The following is a 13720-nucleotide window of genomic DNA, read 5'->3' as shown; positions in this document are numbered from 1 at the left end:
ACTTACGAGGCTTGGGGACGAAACCGGTCAGAAGCTGCGCTGCACTGCCTGGCGCCCGAGGGTGGCGAGCATGCCGGCGCGCTCACCAAACGGCTCCAGCGCATCGTCCATGCGCGCGGCGAGCGCCTGCAGGCGGGCTTGCGAGGCCTCCATTCCCAGCAGCGCAGGAAAGGCGGCCTTGTCCTGGGCGGCGTCCTTGCCCGCTGTCTTGCCCAGCGTGTCGCTGTCGCCCTCGACGTCGAGGATGTCGTCGCGGACCTGGAACGCCAGGCCGAGGGCATCAGCGTAGGCATCCAGCCGCGCGAGATCATCCGTACCTGCGTTGCCGCACAGCGCTCCCATGCGCACAGCGGCGCGGATCAAGGCCCCGGTCTTGAGTGCATGCAGATGCTCCAGTGCCTCGATCCCGATGGCGCCGCCATTGCCGGTGGCGGCCAGGTCCAGCGCCTGCCCGCCGCACATGCCCCTGCTTCCGGCTGCAAGGGCGAGCGTGCGCATCAGGGCGACCCGGATCGCGTCCGTTACCGGCGCATCAGCGAGAACGCTGAAGGCCTGGGTCTGCAGGGCATCACCGGCGAGGATCGCGGTGGCCTCGTCAAAGGCGATGTGCACCGTCGGTTGGTTGCGGCGCAGGTCGTCGTCATCCATCGCCGGCAGGTCGTCATGCACCAGCGAGTAGGCGTGGATCAGTTCGATCGCCACCGCCGGGGCGTCGAGGGCGGCGGGATCCGCGCCGCACAGGTCGCCGGCGGCGTAGACCAGCAGCGGCCGCATGCGCTTGCCACCCAGCAGCGCGGCGTGTTGCATGGCCGCGTGCAGGCGGCCGGGGCCGCTGTCGGCGCTCGGCAGTGCCGCGGCGAGGGCGAGGTCGATCCGCTCCCGCCACTGCGCCAGACGCGTCTCAGGCATCGGGCGCGGAAGGATCGGGCAGGGGATGGAATTCCTCGCCGCTGTCGGGATCCTGCGGGTCGCTGAGCAGGCGCACGCGCAGCTCGGCCTGCTCCAGCGCGGTCTGGCAACTGCGGTACAAGCCGACGCCACGTTCGTAGGCGGCCAGCGATTCTTCCAGGCTCAGGTCGCCCTTTTCCATTTTGTCGACCAGCTGTTCGAGTGCATCCAGCGAGGTTTCGAAATGGGCAACGGGCGAAGCTTCGGTATCGGGTTTGCGGGGCATCCGTGCAGTGTCGGCCAGCGCGCGCGGAGGGTCAATGCAAGGCGAGCTGCGGGCCCATGAGGGTCAATGATCGGTCGGCAGCCACCGCAGGCGCGCACCGTGCAGGTCCAGCCAGGCGGCGAACTCCGCTGCGTAGGCCAGGTCGGCCACGGCCAGCACCGCGCCGTCAGTGTTCTTCAACAAGGGCAGGCCGTCTCGTTGCCACGGCGGAACATCCAGATCCTGGAGCAGGTGCTTCAGCGAGTGGCTGTGGGTGCGGCCCGGCAGGGTGATCCGCTCGCCTCCACGCCGGGCCGTGACCAGGCCGGGCCATGGCAGGAGCGGTGCGCCGTCCAGGGTCAACTCGCCGTGTGGGAGCTTCAACGGCTCGCCGCCGTCCCAGGCTGCGGTCCAGCCAAGCGGCACTTCGCCCTGCACCCTGCTTGCGTACAGCCCATCGCGCCAGGCGTGGATCACCGCGTCGTTCCACTGGAGGCGCGCCGAGGCATCGGGGCGTGCGTGCAGCAGGTCCGCCTCGATGCGTGCCACGCCGTGTGCCGGCAGTGGGGGCAGTTCGAGTCCGGCGACCCAGCGTCGCAGCACGCGCGCACGGCGAGCGTCGGGGAGGGTGCGCAGCGCAGCGCGTGAGAGCACTCGCGGGCTTTCGCCGGTGCTCGCGACCAGCGCAGCCGCGTCCTCTTCTTCCAGCAGCTGCTGTGCTTCCCCGCACAGGGTGGCGGAACGCGCGAACGCCGATTCGGCATGCGGCCAACGCGAGCGCAGCAGCGGCAGGACCTGCTGGCGCAGGAAATTGCGATCGAAACTGCAATCGGTGTTGCTGGGGTCCTCGATCCAGTCGAGGCCGTGCGCGGTCGCATAGGCCAGCAGCATCTCGCGCGAGGTATCCAGCAGCGGTCGCCACAGCCGTCCCGGTCCAAACGCCCGCCAGCGCCGGATCGACGCGAGGCCGTCCACGCCCGATCCACGCAACGCGCGCAGCAGGAAAGTCTCGGCCTGGTCGTCGCGGTGGTGGCCCAGCACCAGCACCTCCCCGCGCGCCATCAGATCGGCGAATGCCGCATGGCGGGCATCGCGCGCCGCGGCCTCGGTGCCCGCTCCATCAGCTCGCACCGCGACCCGGATCGTGTCCAGCGCAATCCCGAGCGACTGGCACACCGCCTCGCAGTGCGCGCTCCAACGGTCGGCATCGGCCTGCAGGCCATGGTGGATGTGCACGGCGCGCAGTCCACGCGCGCGAACGGCCGCATCGCTGGCCAGTGCATGCAGCAGCACGGTGGAATCGAGCCCACCGCTGAAGCCGACCAGCAGCGGCGCGTCGGGGCGATCGTGGAAGGGCTGGCCCGGGAGATCTCCGGCCGGCCGGGAGCTGGGCGTGTGCATGGGGCAGATGGTGCCACGGCGCAATACTTGCGGCCGGGCCCCCGACGCCGGGCCGTCACGCCGCCCCGTGACGCGTGCGTACCGTCGTGCTTGTTAACGTTGACCGCTTGAATCGCGATGGGAGCACGCCTTGAGCCACCTGTTTGAACCCCTGCAGCAACGATCCGTCGACTTCCGCAACCGTCTGGTGGTCTCTCCCATGTGCCAGTACTCGGCCCGCGATGGCATGCCGGATGACTGGCACCTGGTGCATCTGGGCAGCCGCGCGGCCGGCGGTGCGGGCGCGGTGATCGCCGAGGCCACGGCGATCGCGCCCGAGGGGCGGATTTCGCCGGAGGACACCGGCATCTGGAACGACGCCCAGGGCGACGCCTGGAGCCGAATCGCAGGCTTTATAGAGCAGCAGGGCGCAGTGGCCGGCATCCAGTTGGCCCACGCCGGGCGCAAGGCCAGCACCTACGCGCCGTGGCGGGGTCGTGGAGCCGTCGCTCCGTCCAACGGGGGCTGGACACCCGTGGCGCCCACGGCGCTGGCCTTCGATGTCCACTACGCGCAGCCTCAGGCGCTCGACCGTTCCGGCATCGCCCGTCTCATCGCGGACTTCGCGATGGCTGCACGTCGCTCGTTGGCGGCGGGTTTCCGGCTGCTGGAAGTCCACGCCGCCCACGGCTATCTCCTCCACCAGTTCCTGTCCCCGCTGTCGAACCGGCGCGAGGACGACTACGGCGGCAGTTTCGAGAACCGGATCCGCCTGCTGCTGGAAGTGCTCGATGCGGTGCGCAATGAATGGCCGGCGGACCTGCCGCTGTGGGTGCGCATCTCGGCGACCGACTGGGCCGAAGGGGGCTGGGACATCGAGCAGAGCATCGCGCTGAGCCGGCTGCTGGCCGGCCACGGCGTCGATCTGGTCGATGTTTCATCCGGCGGGCTGGTGCCGGACGTGACGATCCCGGTCGAGCCGGGATATCAGGTGCCTTTCGCCGCACGCATCCGCCGCGAGGCCGGCATTGCGACCGGCGCGGTCGGCCTGATCACCAATGCGGCGCAGGCCGAAGCGCTGGTCGCCAAGGGCGACGCCGACATGGTCCTGCTGGCCCGCGAGCTGCTGCGCGACCCGTACTTTCCGCAGCGGGCTGCCCGCGAACTGGGGGCGAAACTGCCGGTACCGGTGCAATACCAGCGCGCCTGGTGACGCGGCAGAAGCGCATGCCGGAGTCGGCCGCGACTCGCTGAGCCGCGATTCGGAGCTCGTCGGGCCGGGTTATGCCGCTTCGTAGGCCCCGTAATCGCGCAGCCGCTCGTAGCGCTGCTGCAGCAACTCGTCGACCGGCATGGCCTGCAGCGTGTCCAGCTCGTTGAGCAGGACCGCCTTGAGCCGGGTCGCGATCTGGCGCGGATTGCGATGCGCGCCGCCGGTGGGCTCGCGCACCACCTTGTCGATCAGGCCCAGCCCGTGCAGGCGCTTGGCGGTCAGGCCCAGTTGCTCGGCGGCGTCCTTGGCCTTGGCCGGGTCCTTCCACAGGATCGAGGCGCAGCCCTCCGGTGAAATCACCGAGTAGGTGCTGTGCTCGAGCATCACGGTACAGTCGCCGACGCCGATCGCCAGCGCACCGCCGGAGCCGCCCTCGCCGATGATCGTGCAGATGATCGGGACTTTCAGCTCGGCCATTTCCAGCAGGTTGCGGGCGATGGCTTCCGACTGGCCGCGCTCTTCGGCGCCGATGCCCGGATAAGCGCCCGGCGTATCGATGAAGGTCAGCACCGGCAGCTGGAAACGCTCTGCCAGCTTCATCAGGCGCAGCGCCTTGCGATAGCCCTCGGGCCGTGGCATGCCGAAGTTACGCCGCACCTTGCTCTTGGTGTCGCGGCCCTTCTCGTGGCCGATGATCACCACCGGTCGCCCGCCGATCCGACCCAAACCGCCGACGATAGCCGGGTCGTCGCGATAGGCGCGGTCGCCGGCGAGCTCCTGGAACTCGTCGCACATCACCCGGATGTAGTCGTTGGTATGCGGGCGCGCGGGGTGCCGGGCCAGCTGCGATACCTGCCACGGCGTGAGGTCGCGGAAGATCTGCGCGGTGCGCTTGCGCAGCTTGTCCTGCAGGGTGTGGACTTCGCTGTCGGCATCCACCGCGGACCCGCGGCTGGCCTGGCGCAGCTCCTGGATCTTGGCTTCCAGGTCGGCGATGGGTTGTTCGAAATCGAGGTAGTTCGGGTTCATGGGATGCCTGGGCTCGGGCAGCCGTACTGCCGTGAAGGCGACAGTCTAACCGACCCCTCTGCGCGGACGCCGCAAGCCACAGCGCACGCGGAGGTGTGCACTACCCGTTCAGCCCCAGGGCCGGTCCAGCGCGAGCTTCACCGCGCGCACGCCGGGTTCCGCGCGGAGCAGGCCGGCAAGTTCCGCGTCCACCCGTACCGATCCGGCGGCCGGCAGGTCGACCATGCCGGCGGCAGCGGGCAGCAGGAGATCGAGCCGGACCCTGGCGCCGCCGGGACGATGACGGGTCAGCAGCGCATCCACCCGCTGCCAGGTGCCGGGCACCTGCAGGTCCAGCCGCAGCGACAGCCGTTTGGCGTAATCGGCGCAGACCTGGTTGTAGTCCCAGCAGCGCTCGGCCTTGAGCGCAAAACCGCCGCTGAAGGCGTCCTCGCGCAGGCCGCCCTTGATCACCAGCAGGCGATCGCGGGTCAGCAGCGGCGCGAAGTCGGTGTAGGTCTCGGAGAAGAACGCGACTTCGAGGCGGCCGTTGCCGTCCTCGATCTGCACGAACATCTGGCTGTCGCCCTTCTTGCGCAGCGCGACCACCTGGCCGGCGACGACCGTGTCCAGCTCCGGGCGCCAGCCGCTGCGCGCGCTTTCCGGGCGCGATTCCCAGATCCGCTCCAGCGCGCCCAGGTCGTGGCCGATCAGGTCCAGCAGCTCGTCGCGGTACGGATCAAAGGGGTGCCCGCTGAGGTAGTGGCCCAGTGTCTCGCGTTCGCCGGCCAGCAGCTGCCCCAGCGGGAATTCGTCGGTCTCGCGCAGCTCGATGTGCAGCGCCGGACTGGCGTCGCCGCCGCCGAACAGGCTGACCTGTCCGGCCTCGCGCTCGCGGGCCAGCTGGTCGGTCGCGCGGACCACCTCGGGCAGTTGCAGCATCAGGCTGGCGCGATTCTTTCCCAGCTTGTCCAGGGCGCCGGCGCGGGTCAGCGCTTCCAGCGCGCGGCGGTTGAGCTTGCCGCCTTCCACGCGCTTGCAGAAATCCAGCAGGTCGGCGAAGGGGCCGGCGCGGCGCGCCTGCACGATCGCATCGCACGCGCCGTGACCCACGCCCTTCACCGCGCCCAGGCCGTAGCGGATCGTGCCAACCGGCGGCTTGGCATCGGCGCCGGCCGGTACAGCATCGGTGTCCGGCGCCACCGCCTCGAACATGTACGCCGAGGCGTCCACGTCCGGCGGCAACACCTGCAGGTTCATCGCCCGGCACTCGTCCAGGAAGCCGGTGACCTTCTCGGTGTTGTCCATGTCCGAGGACAGCACGGCGGCCATGAACTCGGCCGGGTAGTGCACCTTCAGCCAGGCGGTCTGGTAGGCGACCAAGGCATAGGCGGCCGAGTGCGACTTGTTGAAGCCGTACTCGGCGAACTTCTCCATGAGGTCGAAGATCGGGCTGGCGACCTTGGCCGGAATGCCGTTGGCCAGGCAGCCGGCCTCGAACTTGGCCCGCTCCTTGGCCATTTCCTCGGGTTTCTTCTTGCCCATCGCGCGGCGCAGCAGGTCGGCGCCGCCGAGCGAATAGCCCGCCATCACCTGGGCGATCTGCATCACCTGTTCCTGGTACACGATCACGCCGTAGGTCGGGCCCAGCACCGGCTCGAGCGACGGATGCGGGTAGCTGACCTCGGCCACGCCGTGCTTGCGGTCGACCCAGTCCTTGTCCATCCCCGAGCCCAGCGGGCCGGGCCGGAACAGTGCTGCCAGCGCGATGATGTCCTCGAAGGTGTCCGGGCGCGCGCGCTTGAGCAGCTCGCGCATGCCGCGCGACTCGAACTGGAACACCGCCACGCCTTCGCCGCGGGCGAACAATTCGTAGGTGGCCTTGTCGTCCAGCGGCAGGGTGGTGATGTCCAGCGGTTCCTCGCCGGATCTGGCGCGGCGCACGTTGATCGCCTTCACCGCCCAGTCGATGATCGTCAGCGTGCGCAGGCCGAGGAAGTCGAACTTCACCAAGCCGACCGATTCCACGTCGTCCTTGTCGAACTGGGTCACCGGCGTCTTGCCGCGTCCCTCGCCATCGTGCTCGGCGAACAGCGGGCAGAAGTCGCTCAGCGGCGAGGGCGCGATCACCACACCGCCGGCATGGCGGCCGGCGTTGCGGGTCAGGTTCTCCAGGCTGAGCGCCAGGTCGAGCAGGTCGCGCACGTCGTCTTCGGCGTGGTAGCGCGCGATGAGGTCACCCGATGCCAGCTCTGGGTTTTTCTTTGCGGCCTCCGACTCGCCCAGCGCATCGCGCAGGCTCACGCCCAGGGTCATCGGGATCAGCTTGGCGATGCCGTCGACGAAACCATAGGGATGGCCCAGCACGCGCCCGCAGTCGCGCACCACCGCCTTGGCGGCCATGGTGCCGTAGGTGATGATCTGGCTGACCCGGTCGCGACCGTACTTGCGCGCGACGTAGTCGATCACCTCGTCGCGGCGGTCCATGCAGAAGTCGATGTCGAAGTCGGGCATCGACACGCGTTCCGGATTCAGGAAGCGCTCGAACAGCAGGTCGTAGGGCAGCGGGTCCAGATCGGTGATTCCCAGCGCCCAAGCCACCAGCGAGCCGGCACCGGAGCCGCGCCCCGGACCGACCGGGATGCCCTGTTCTTTGCCCCAGTTGATGAAGTCCGCAACGATCAGGAAGTAGCCCGGAAAGCCCATCGACAGGATGACGCCCAGCTCGGTGTCGAGGCGGTCCTCGTAGTCCTGCCGAGTCATGTCGTTTGCGAGCCGGCCCTCGACCTGCAGCACCTTCTGCAGCCGCGCGTCCAGCCCGTCGTGCGCCTGGCTTCGCAGCCAGGACTCGATGGTGTGGTCGTCGGGCACCGGGAACGCGGGCAGGTAGTAGGTGCCCAGCTGCATCTCGACGTTGCAGCGGGTCGCCAGCGCGAGCGCGTTGTCGATCGCATCCGGGACATCGGCGAACAGCTCGGCCATCTCTTCAGACGACTTCAGGTACTGCTCGGCGCTGTACTCCTTCGGCCGCTTGGGGTCGTCGAGCACGCGGCCGGTGGAGATGCAGACGCGGGCTTCGTGGGCATCGAAGCCGTCGCGGTCAAGGAAGCGCACATCGTTGCTGGCGATCAGCGGCAGGCCGCGCTTGGCCGAGGCGTGAATCGCGAATTCGTTGAACACCGGCTCGTCGGCGCGCCCGGTCCGGGTCAGCTCCAGATGCAGGCGGTCATCGAAGATGCCCTGCCAGTCCGCCAGCCACGCCTCGGCCAATTCCGGTCGCTGCGAGGTCGCCATGCGCCCGGCGAGGCTCTGTCGTCCGGCCAGCGCGAACAGGCCCTCGTTGTCCTCGCGCAGCCATTCCGGGCGCAGCGCGACGCTGTCGGTGCGGTGGCCCTCCATCCACATCCGGCTGAGCAGGCGCGACAGGGTCAGGTAACCGGTGTGGTCGCGGCACAGCAGGGTCAGGCGCGAGCTGGCCTCGTTGCCATCGGCCAGCCCGACGTCCGCGCCCAGGATCGGCTTGACTCCGGCCTGTTCGGCGGCGCGGTAGAACTTCACCGCGGCAAACAGGTTGTTGACGTCGGTCAGTGCGACCGCGGGCTGGCCAAGCATCACGCAGCGTTTGACCAGCTCGTTGACCCGGATGGTGGAGTCGACAAGCGAGAATTCGCTGTGCAGGTGCAGGTGGGTGAAGCGAGCTGGCATTCGTGCCGTGGACCGACCGGCTGGGGCAACGCCCAGAGTATCAGCCACCGTCGGCCCGGCAAGGCCTTGACAAGCGAGCACCGGCAGCGGCGCGCGTCTGCGCGTCGCGGGTTGTCGGTCCGCGACGCGCCTGCGTTCAGTTCACCCGGAACCGCCCGGCCTCGTCCGCGGCCAGGTAACTGCTGCGGCCGGTCCTGCGGCAATGCTCGATCCAGAGAAATTCGGCGAGTCGCGCATCGTCGAGCTGGTCACGGGTGAAACCGAAATAGCGCCGGTCCTCACCGCGCAACCGCGCCTCGATGCGGCGCAGGCGGCAGAAGTCGAGGTAGTCGCGCACCTCGTCGGCCAGCGTCGGCCAAGCGGTCTCGACGACGACCGCGCCGTCCAGCCAGCCCACCACCGGCAGGCTGCGGGGTATGAGCGTGTCCTTGCCATGCAGGTAGTCCAGTGCGGTTGCCGCGGCAATCGCCGCTTGAGCCCCGGTTTCCCACTCCGGATCGGACTGCATCAGGTCCATGGCGCCGGCGCGTCGGATCCGCTCGCGGATGGACTGGGGGATACGTCCGTCCCGGGCCTGGAGTATCAGCTCGCGGGCTGCGGTGGCCAGTTGGTCGGCATCGACCTGCGGGTGTTCGGTGCTGATCTGTACAAGCAGGGCGTTGAAGTGCGCCAGACGGACCGGGTCGGGTACGAAGTCGCCGATCGAGTGGCGGTTTGAGTGGAATCGCGGGGCGCCGCTGAACAGGCTTGCCGGCAGCGGGGACGCGACGAACAGGGACGTGTTCATGAGGATGACCTCAATGCTTGTCCATGCCTGGACGGGGTGGCTGGCGGATCCAACGGCAGCGACCGTCATCCGCGACAGGCCAGAGCCGCCAAATCGCCGTGCGACGGGTCTGCGATCCGGCGTGCTCCACGACTCCAGCCTGCGCGCACGCCGGTCCGCTGGCGAGTGCCGGAAGTATTCCTGCGCTGCACGCATCCCACGCCGACGGTCCCGTGCATAAGGGATGGCGCGATGGTTTATCTGCGGTTGCGAAACGGCCGCTGAACGCCCGGCGCCCGCTTCCCGGGCTCGTCCCCGTTCATCACCTGATCAATCTTGAAGCGAGACTGGGTGGACGGGCAAAGGGTGCTTGAGAACGGACGAATCCCGCTCGACGACCTTCCGCACCGGGGCAAAAGTACGCCGGTGGTGCGGACAGGCGCCGTGCCGGTCCAGCGCGGCGAGGTGCGCCGGGGTGCCATAGCCTTTGTGTGCGGCAAAGCCGTAATTCGGCCATTGCTCGTCCAGCGCGCACATCAGGCGATCGCGGGTGACCTTGGCGAGGATCGAGGCGGCCATGATCGCGCGATCGCGGCGGTCGCCACCGATCCAGGCCTCCGCGGGGCAGGGCAAATTCCTCGGGATCACGTTGCCGTCAATGCGCGCGGCGACCGCAAGGTGGCTGACGGCCTCCACCGCGCGCCGCATGCCGGTCATGGTGGCCTGGTAGATGTTGATGCGATCGATCTCCTCGACCTCGACCGCGACCACATGCCAGGCCAGTGCGCGCTCCACGATCCGCGCGTACAGCTCATCGCGTCGCCGCGCGCACAGAACCTTGGAGTCGTCCAGTCCGTTGACCGGAGTGCGCCCCGGCGCAAACACCACCGCAGCGACCACGACCGGGCCGGCCAGCGGCCCACGGCCGGCCTCGTCGACACCCGCGAACGGCCCGGCGACGCGGACGGGTTCGAGGGGGAGCGTGAGTTGACCGGTGCAGCGACCCATCGGCTCAGGATACGAGCTCGACGATCGCCTGTGCAGCCTGCGCCGAGGCGCCGCGGCGCAGCGAGTCGTGCAGCGTCAGGAAGCGCGATTGCAGGGCGCGAGTGTCGCCCCCGCGCATCCACTTCAGGCACCCATCGGCCAGTGCCTCCGGGCCGCAGTCGTCCTGCATCAGCTCCGGCACGACTTCCTCGCCTGCAAGTACGTTGGGCAGCGCGTAATGGTCGACCTTGAGCATCCCGAGGGTTTTCACCAGCAGGTAGGTCAGCGCGGACACCCTGTAGGCGACGACCATCGGCCGTTTGGCCAGCATCGCCTCCAGCGTGGCCGTGCCGGACGCCAGCAGGATGACGTCGCTGGCGACCATCGCGGTGCGCGACTGGCCGTCCACCACGTTCAGCGCTCGCGAAAGGGCGGTCGCGTCAGGATGGCTGGATAGGATGTCCTGGAATGCGTCGCGCGCCTGAGGCCCGGCCATCGGTGCGACCACTTGCAGGGTGGGTTCGGCGGCAAGCACGCGCGCCGCCGCGCCGATGAAGTCGGCACCCAGGCGCTGGATTTCGCCCACCCGTGAGCCGGGCAGCAGCGCCAGCACGGGTCGCTGCGGATCCAGTCCCAGCGTCGCACGCGCTGCATCCCGGTCGGGTACCAGTGGCATCGTGTCGGCCAGTGGATGGCCGACGAATCGCGCGTCCACGTCGTGGCGGGCGTAGATCGGCGGCTCCATCGGGAACAGGCACAGCACCAGATCCGCGCTCTGGCCGATCCGCGCCGCGCGTTTCTCGCGCCAGGCCCACACCGACGGGCTGACGTAATGCACCGTGCGCACGCCGCGCTGCTTCAGCCACTTCTCCACGCCCAGGTTGAAGTCCGGCGCGTCGATGCCGATGAACACGTCGGGCTGCCACCCCAGCACGCGCGCGCGCAGTTCGCGGCGCAGCCGCAACAGCCGCGGCAGGTGGCGCAGCACTTCCGACAGCCCCATCACCGCAAGCTCGGAGGCATCGAACCAGGTCTCCATGCCCGCATCGCGCATCGCCGCGCCGCCCACGCCAACGAACTCCGCGCCGGGCCAGCGCAGGCGGAGCTGTTCGATCAGGTCGGCACCCAGCAGGTCGCCGGAGGCTTCTCCGGCCACCAGGGCGATGCGTTTGGGTCGGGTCGGGGGGAGCTCGTTGAAGATCTCCGCCACGGCGCGGTTGTCGCTCACCGCAGCAGGGGCCGATCGCCGCTGTCGATGAAGTCCAGCAGCGCGCGCACGTCGTCGCTGTCGCCTGCCATCTCGCTGAGTCGGGCGTGAGCCTCTTCCAGCGAATGGCCGGCCACGTACAGCGCGCGGTAGGCACGCTTGATCATCGCGATGCGTCCCGCGTCGAAGCCGCGCCGCTTCAGGCCTTCGTTGTTGATCCCGCGCGGGCGGCTGTAGCCTTCCTGGGCGACCATCACGAACGGCGGCACGTCGCCGTTGACGAAAGCGCCCATGCCGATGAAGGCGTGCGCGCCGATCCGGCAGAACTGGTGGACACCGGCAAACCCGCTGAGGATCACGTGGTCGCCAACCACGACATGACCGGCGAGCGTCGCGTTGTTGGAAAACACGCAGTCGTTGCCGATTACACAGTCGTGCGCGATGTGGGTGTAGGCGAGCAGCCAGTTGTCGTCGCCGATCCGGGTCGCACCGCCGCCGCCGCGGGTGCCGCGGTTGATGGTGACGAACTCGCGGACCGTATTGCGCTCGCCGATGACCAGCTCGACCCGCTCGCCGGCGTACTTCTTGTCCTGCGGCTCGCCACCGATGGCGGCGTGGCCGATGAAGCGGTTGTCGCGGCCGATCCGGGCCGGTCCGTGGACGCTGCAGTGCGGCCCGATCTCGGTATTGGCGCCGATCTCCACGTCCGCACCGATGTAGCTGAAGGCGCCCACCGTCACCCCGTCGGCGAGCCGGGCCCCGGCCTCGACGATCGCGCTGGGATGGATGAGCGCCGGGCTCATGGCTTGTTGACGACCTCGGCACACAGGATGTCGGCGCACGCGGCCTGCTCGCCGTCGACCCGGGCGATGCCCTGGTACAGCGCCATGTTGCGGATGGTCCGCTTGAGGACCACTTCCAGGTCGAGGCGGTCGCCGGGGACGACCATGCGCGAGAACCGCGCACCGTCGATCTTGACCAGGTAGAACAGCTTGTTCTCGAACGTCCCGCCCAGCGAGAGCTGGGTGAGCAGGCCGCCGGCCTGGGCCAGCGCCTCGATCACCAGCACGCCGGGCATCACCGGCTGGCCGGGAAAGTGGCCGTTGAAGAACGGCTCGTTGTTGGTGACGTTCTTGTAGGCCAGGATGCGCTTGTTCGGCTCCAGCTCCGTCACCCGGTCGACCAGCAGGAACGGGTAGCGGTGCGGCAGCATCGCCTGGATACCTGGAACATCGATCGGGAGCTTGAGTGCATCGGTCATTGCGTGTCGTCCTTAAGTTCCTGGTCGCGCAACTGGCGCGCCATCCTGTCCAGCTGCCGGAATCGCGCGGCGTTCCTGCGCCAGCTGCGATTGTCCATCAGCCCGGTGCCGGACGAGTATTCTCCGGGTTCGCGGATCGAACTGCTCACCAGGCTCATTGCCGTCACCACCACCCGGTCGCAGATCTCCAGATGCCCGGCGATGCCGGCACCGCCGGCGATCATGCAGTAACGACCGATGCGGGCGCTGCCCGCGATGGCGACGCAACCTGCCATGGCGGTGTGCGCGCCGATGCGGACGTTGTGGCCGACCTGGATCAGGTTGTCCAGGCGGACGTCCTCCTCCAGCACCGTGTCCTCGATCGCGCCGCGATCGATGCAGGTATTGGCACCGATCTCGCAGTCATCGCCGATCACCACGCCGCCCAGCTGCGGCACCTTGATCCAGCGTCCCGCGTCCATCGCCAGGCCGAAGCCGTCGGCACCGATCACCGCGCCCGGGTGAATGCGCACGCGCCGGCCCAGCCGCACCCGGGTGACCAGGGTGACGCGCGCCAGCAGCTCGCTGCCGGCGCCGACCACGCAGTCCTCACCGACGATGCAGCCCGGGCCGACGAAGGCGCCGGCCTCGACGCGGCTGCCGGCACCGATGCTGCTGAAGGCGCCGACGTGCGCGGAAGGGTCGACCACCGCGTCGGCGTGGACGTCGGCCATCGGGTGGACGCCGGGCTCGCGCACGGGCAGCACTTCAAACACGGCGGCTATCTTGGCGAACGCGGTGTAGGGGTCCTCGGCGACCAGCGCCGTGCCACGGTAGCCCTCGGCATCGGCGACGCGCATCACCACGGCGGCCGCTGTTGAGTCGTCCAGCTGGCCGCGGTACCTGGGGTTGGCCAGGAAGGCGAGCTGGTGCTCGCCGGCATTGGCGAGCGTGCCGACGCCACGGATGCGCGCGGTCGCGTCGCCGCGCACGCCGAGCGAGAACCGCTCGGCCAGCTCGGCCACGGTTGGTGCAGGGGAGGGCATGACGGCCGGGTCCGT

Annotated in this window: 12 protein-coding genes; 1 reads left to right on the top strand and 11 read right to left on the bottom strand. The window is 69.2% G+C overall.

Features of this window, described 5'->3' with window-relative positions; all coding sequences use genetic code 11:
* Positions 1–27: 27 nt before the first annotated feature.
* The 3 genes from INQ43_RS08965 to tilS all read right to left on the bottom strand — a co-directional run bounded on the left by INQ43_RS08965 (position 28) and on the right by tilS (position 2554).
* Positions 28–909 carry a farnesyl diphosphate synthase gene (locus INQ43_RS08965; protein ID WP_194036224.1) on the bottom strand — a complete coding sequence of 294 codons (882 nt, stop codon included), beginning with the start codon at positions 907–909 and terminating at the stop codon, positions 28–30.
* Positions 902–1174: an exodeoxyribonuclease VII small subunit gene (locus INQ43_RS08960; RefSeq protein WP_194033963.1), complete on the bottom strand. Its 273-nt coding sequence runs from the start codon at positions 1172–1174 to the stop codon at positions 902–904. Before INQ43_RS08960 ends, INQ43_RS08965 begins: the two co-directional genes overlap by 8 nt.
* 63 nt (positions 1175–1237) lie before the next feature.
* Positions 1238–2554, bottom strand: a complete 1317-nt coding sequence (gene tilS / locus INQ43_RS08955) for a tRNA lysidine(34) synthetase TilS (RefSeq protein WP_194036223.1) — start codon at positions 2552–2554, stop codon at positions 1238–1240.
* A 130-nt stretch (positions 2555–2684) separates the two neighbouring features.
* Between tilS and INQ43_RS08950 the strand changes: the two genes are divergently transcribed.
* Entirely contained in the window at positions 2685–3746 is a 1062-nt protein-coding gene (locus INQ43_RS08950) for an NADH:flavin oxidoreductase/NADH oxidase (protein ID WP_194036222.1), read from the top strand.
* 69 nt (positions 3747–3815) lie between these two features.
* Here INQ43_RS08950 and INQ43_RS08945 read toward each other — a convergent pair whose 3' ends face one another.
* The 8 genes from INQ43_RS08945 to lpxD form a co-directional block, all read right to left on the bottom strand.
* Entirely contained in the window at positions 3816–4775 is a 960-nt protein-coding gene (locus tag INQ43_RS08945) for an acetyl-CoA carboxylase carboxyltransferase subunit alpha (RefSeq protein WP_194033960.1), read from the bottom strand.
* A gap of 108 nt (positions 4776–4883) precedes the next feature.
* Complete coding sequence (gene dnaE / locus INQ43_RS08940) at positions 4884–8459, bottom strand: DNA polymerase III subunit alpha (RefSeq protein WP_194036221.1); 3576 nt, start codon at positions 8457–8459, stop codon at positions 4884–4886.
* Positions 8460–8595: 136 nt separating this feature from the next.
* Positions 8596–9246: a hypothetical protein gene (locus tag INQ43_RS08935; RefSeq protein WP_194036220.1), complete on the bottom strand. Its 651-nt coding sequence runs from the start codon at positions 9244–9246 to the stop codon at positions 8596–8598.
* Between the two features lie 309 nt (positions 9247–9555).
* Positions 9556–10233 carry a ribonuclease HII gene (locus INQ43_RS08930; protein WP_194036219.1) on the bottom strand — a complete coding sequence of 226 codons (678 nt, stop codon included), beginning with the start codon at positions 10231–10233 and terminating at the stop codon, positions 9556–9558.
* A gap of 4 nt (positions 10234–10237) precedes the next feature.
* Positions 10238–11440 carry a lipid-A-disaccharide synthase gene (gene lpxB / locus INQ43_RS08925; RefSeq protein WP_194036218.1) on the bottom strand — a complete coding sequence of 401 codons (1203 nt, stop codon included), beginning with the start codon at positions 11438–11440 and terminating at the stop codon, positions 10238–10240.
* Complete coding sequence (lpxA, locus tag INQ43_RS08920; RefSeq protein ID WP_194036217.1) at positions 11437–12222, bottom strand: acyl-ACP--UDP-N-acetylglucosamine O-acyltransferase; 786 nt, start codon at positions 12220–12222, stop codon at positions 11437–11439. The genes lpxB and lpxA overlap by 4 nt, the downstream gene beginning before the upstream one ends.
* Positions 12219–12680, bottom strand: a complete 462-nt coding sequence (gene fabZ / locus INQ43_RS08915; RefSeq protein WP_194033954.1) for a 3-hydroxyacyl-ACP dehydratase FabZ — start codon at positions 12678–12680, stop codon at positions 12219–12221. The genes lpxA and fabZ overlap by 4 nt, the downstream gene beginning before the upstream one ends.
* Entirely contained in the window at positions 12677–13705 is a 1029-nt protein-coding gene (lpxD, locus tag INQ43_RS08910) for a UDP-3-O-(3-hydroxymyristoyl)glucosamine N-acyltransferase (protein WP_194036216.1), read from the bottom strand. The genes fabZ and lpxD overlap by 4 nt, the downstream gene beginning before the upstream one ends.
* Positions 13706–13720 lie beyond the last annotated feature (15 nt).

The organism is Lysobacter sp. H23M47 (assembly GCF_015209765.1).
GTDB lineage: Bacteria > Pseudomonadota > Gammaproteobacteria > Xanthomonadales > Xanthomonadaceae > Novilysobacter > Novilysobacter avium.
This window is presented reverse-complemented; position numbering and strand designations above follow the sequence as displayed.

Coding starts and splice junctions, on each gene's coding strand:
- INQ43_RS08965 (WP_194036224.1), bottom strand. CDS start 909: ATGCCTGAGACGCGTCTGGCGCAGTGGCGGGAGCGGATCGACCTCGCC.
- INQ43_RS08960 (WP_194033963.1), bottom strand. CDS start 1,174: ATGCCCCGCAAACCCGATACCGAAGCTTCGCCCGTTGCCCATTTCGAA.
- tilS (WP_194036223.1), bottom strand. CDS start 2,554: ATGCACACGCCCAGCTCCCGGCCGGCCGGAGATCTCCCGGGCCAGCCC.
- INQ43_RS08945 (WP_194033960.1), bottom strand. CDS start 4,775: ATGAACCCGAACTACCTCGATTTCGAACAACCCATCGCCGACCTGGAA.
- dnaE (WP_194036221.1), bottom strand. CDS start 8,459: ATGCCAGCTCGCTTCACCCACCTGCACCTGCACAGCGAATTCTCGCTT.
- INQ43_RS08935 (WP_194036220.1), bottom strand. CDS start 9,246: ATGAACACGTCCCTGTTCGTCGCGTCCCCGCTGCCGGCAAGCCTGTTC.
- INQ43_RS08930 (WP_194036219.1), bottom strand. CDS start 10,233: ATGGGTCGCTGCACCGGTCAACTCACGCTCCCCCTCGAACCCGTCCGC.
- lpxA (WP_194036217.1), bottom strand. CDS start 12,222: ATGAGCCCGGCGCTCATCCATCCCAGCGCGATCGTCGAGGCCGGGGCC.
- fabZ (WP_194033954.1), bottom strand. CDS start 12,680: ATGACCGATGCACTCAAGCTCCCGATCGATGTTCCAGGTATCCAGGCG.
- lpxD (WP_194036216.1), bottom strand. CDS start 13,705: ATGCCCTCCCCTGCACCAACCGTGGCCGAGCTGGCCGAGCGGTTCTCG.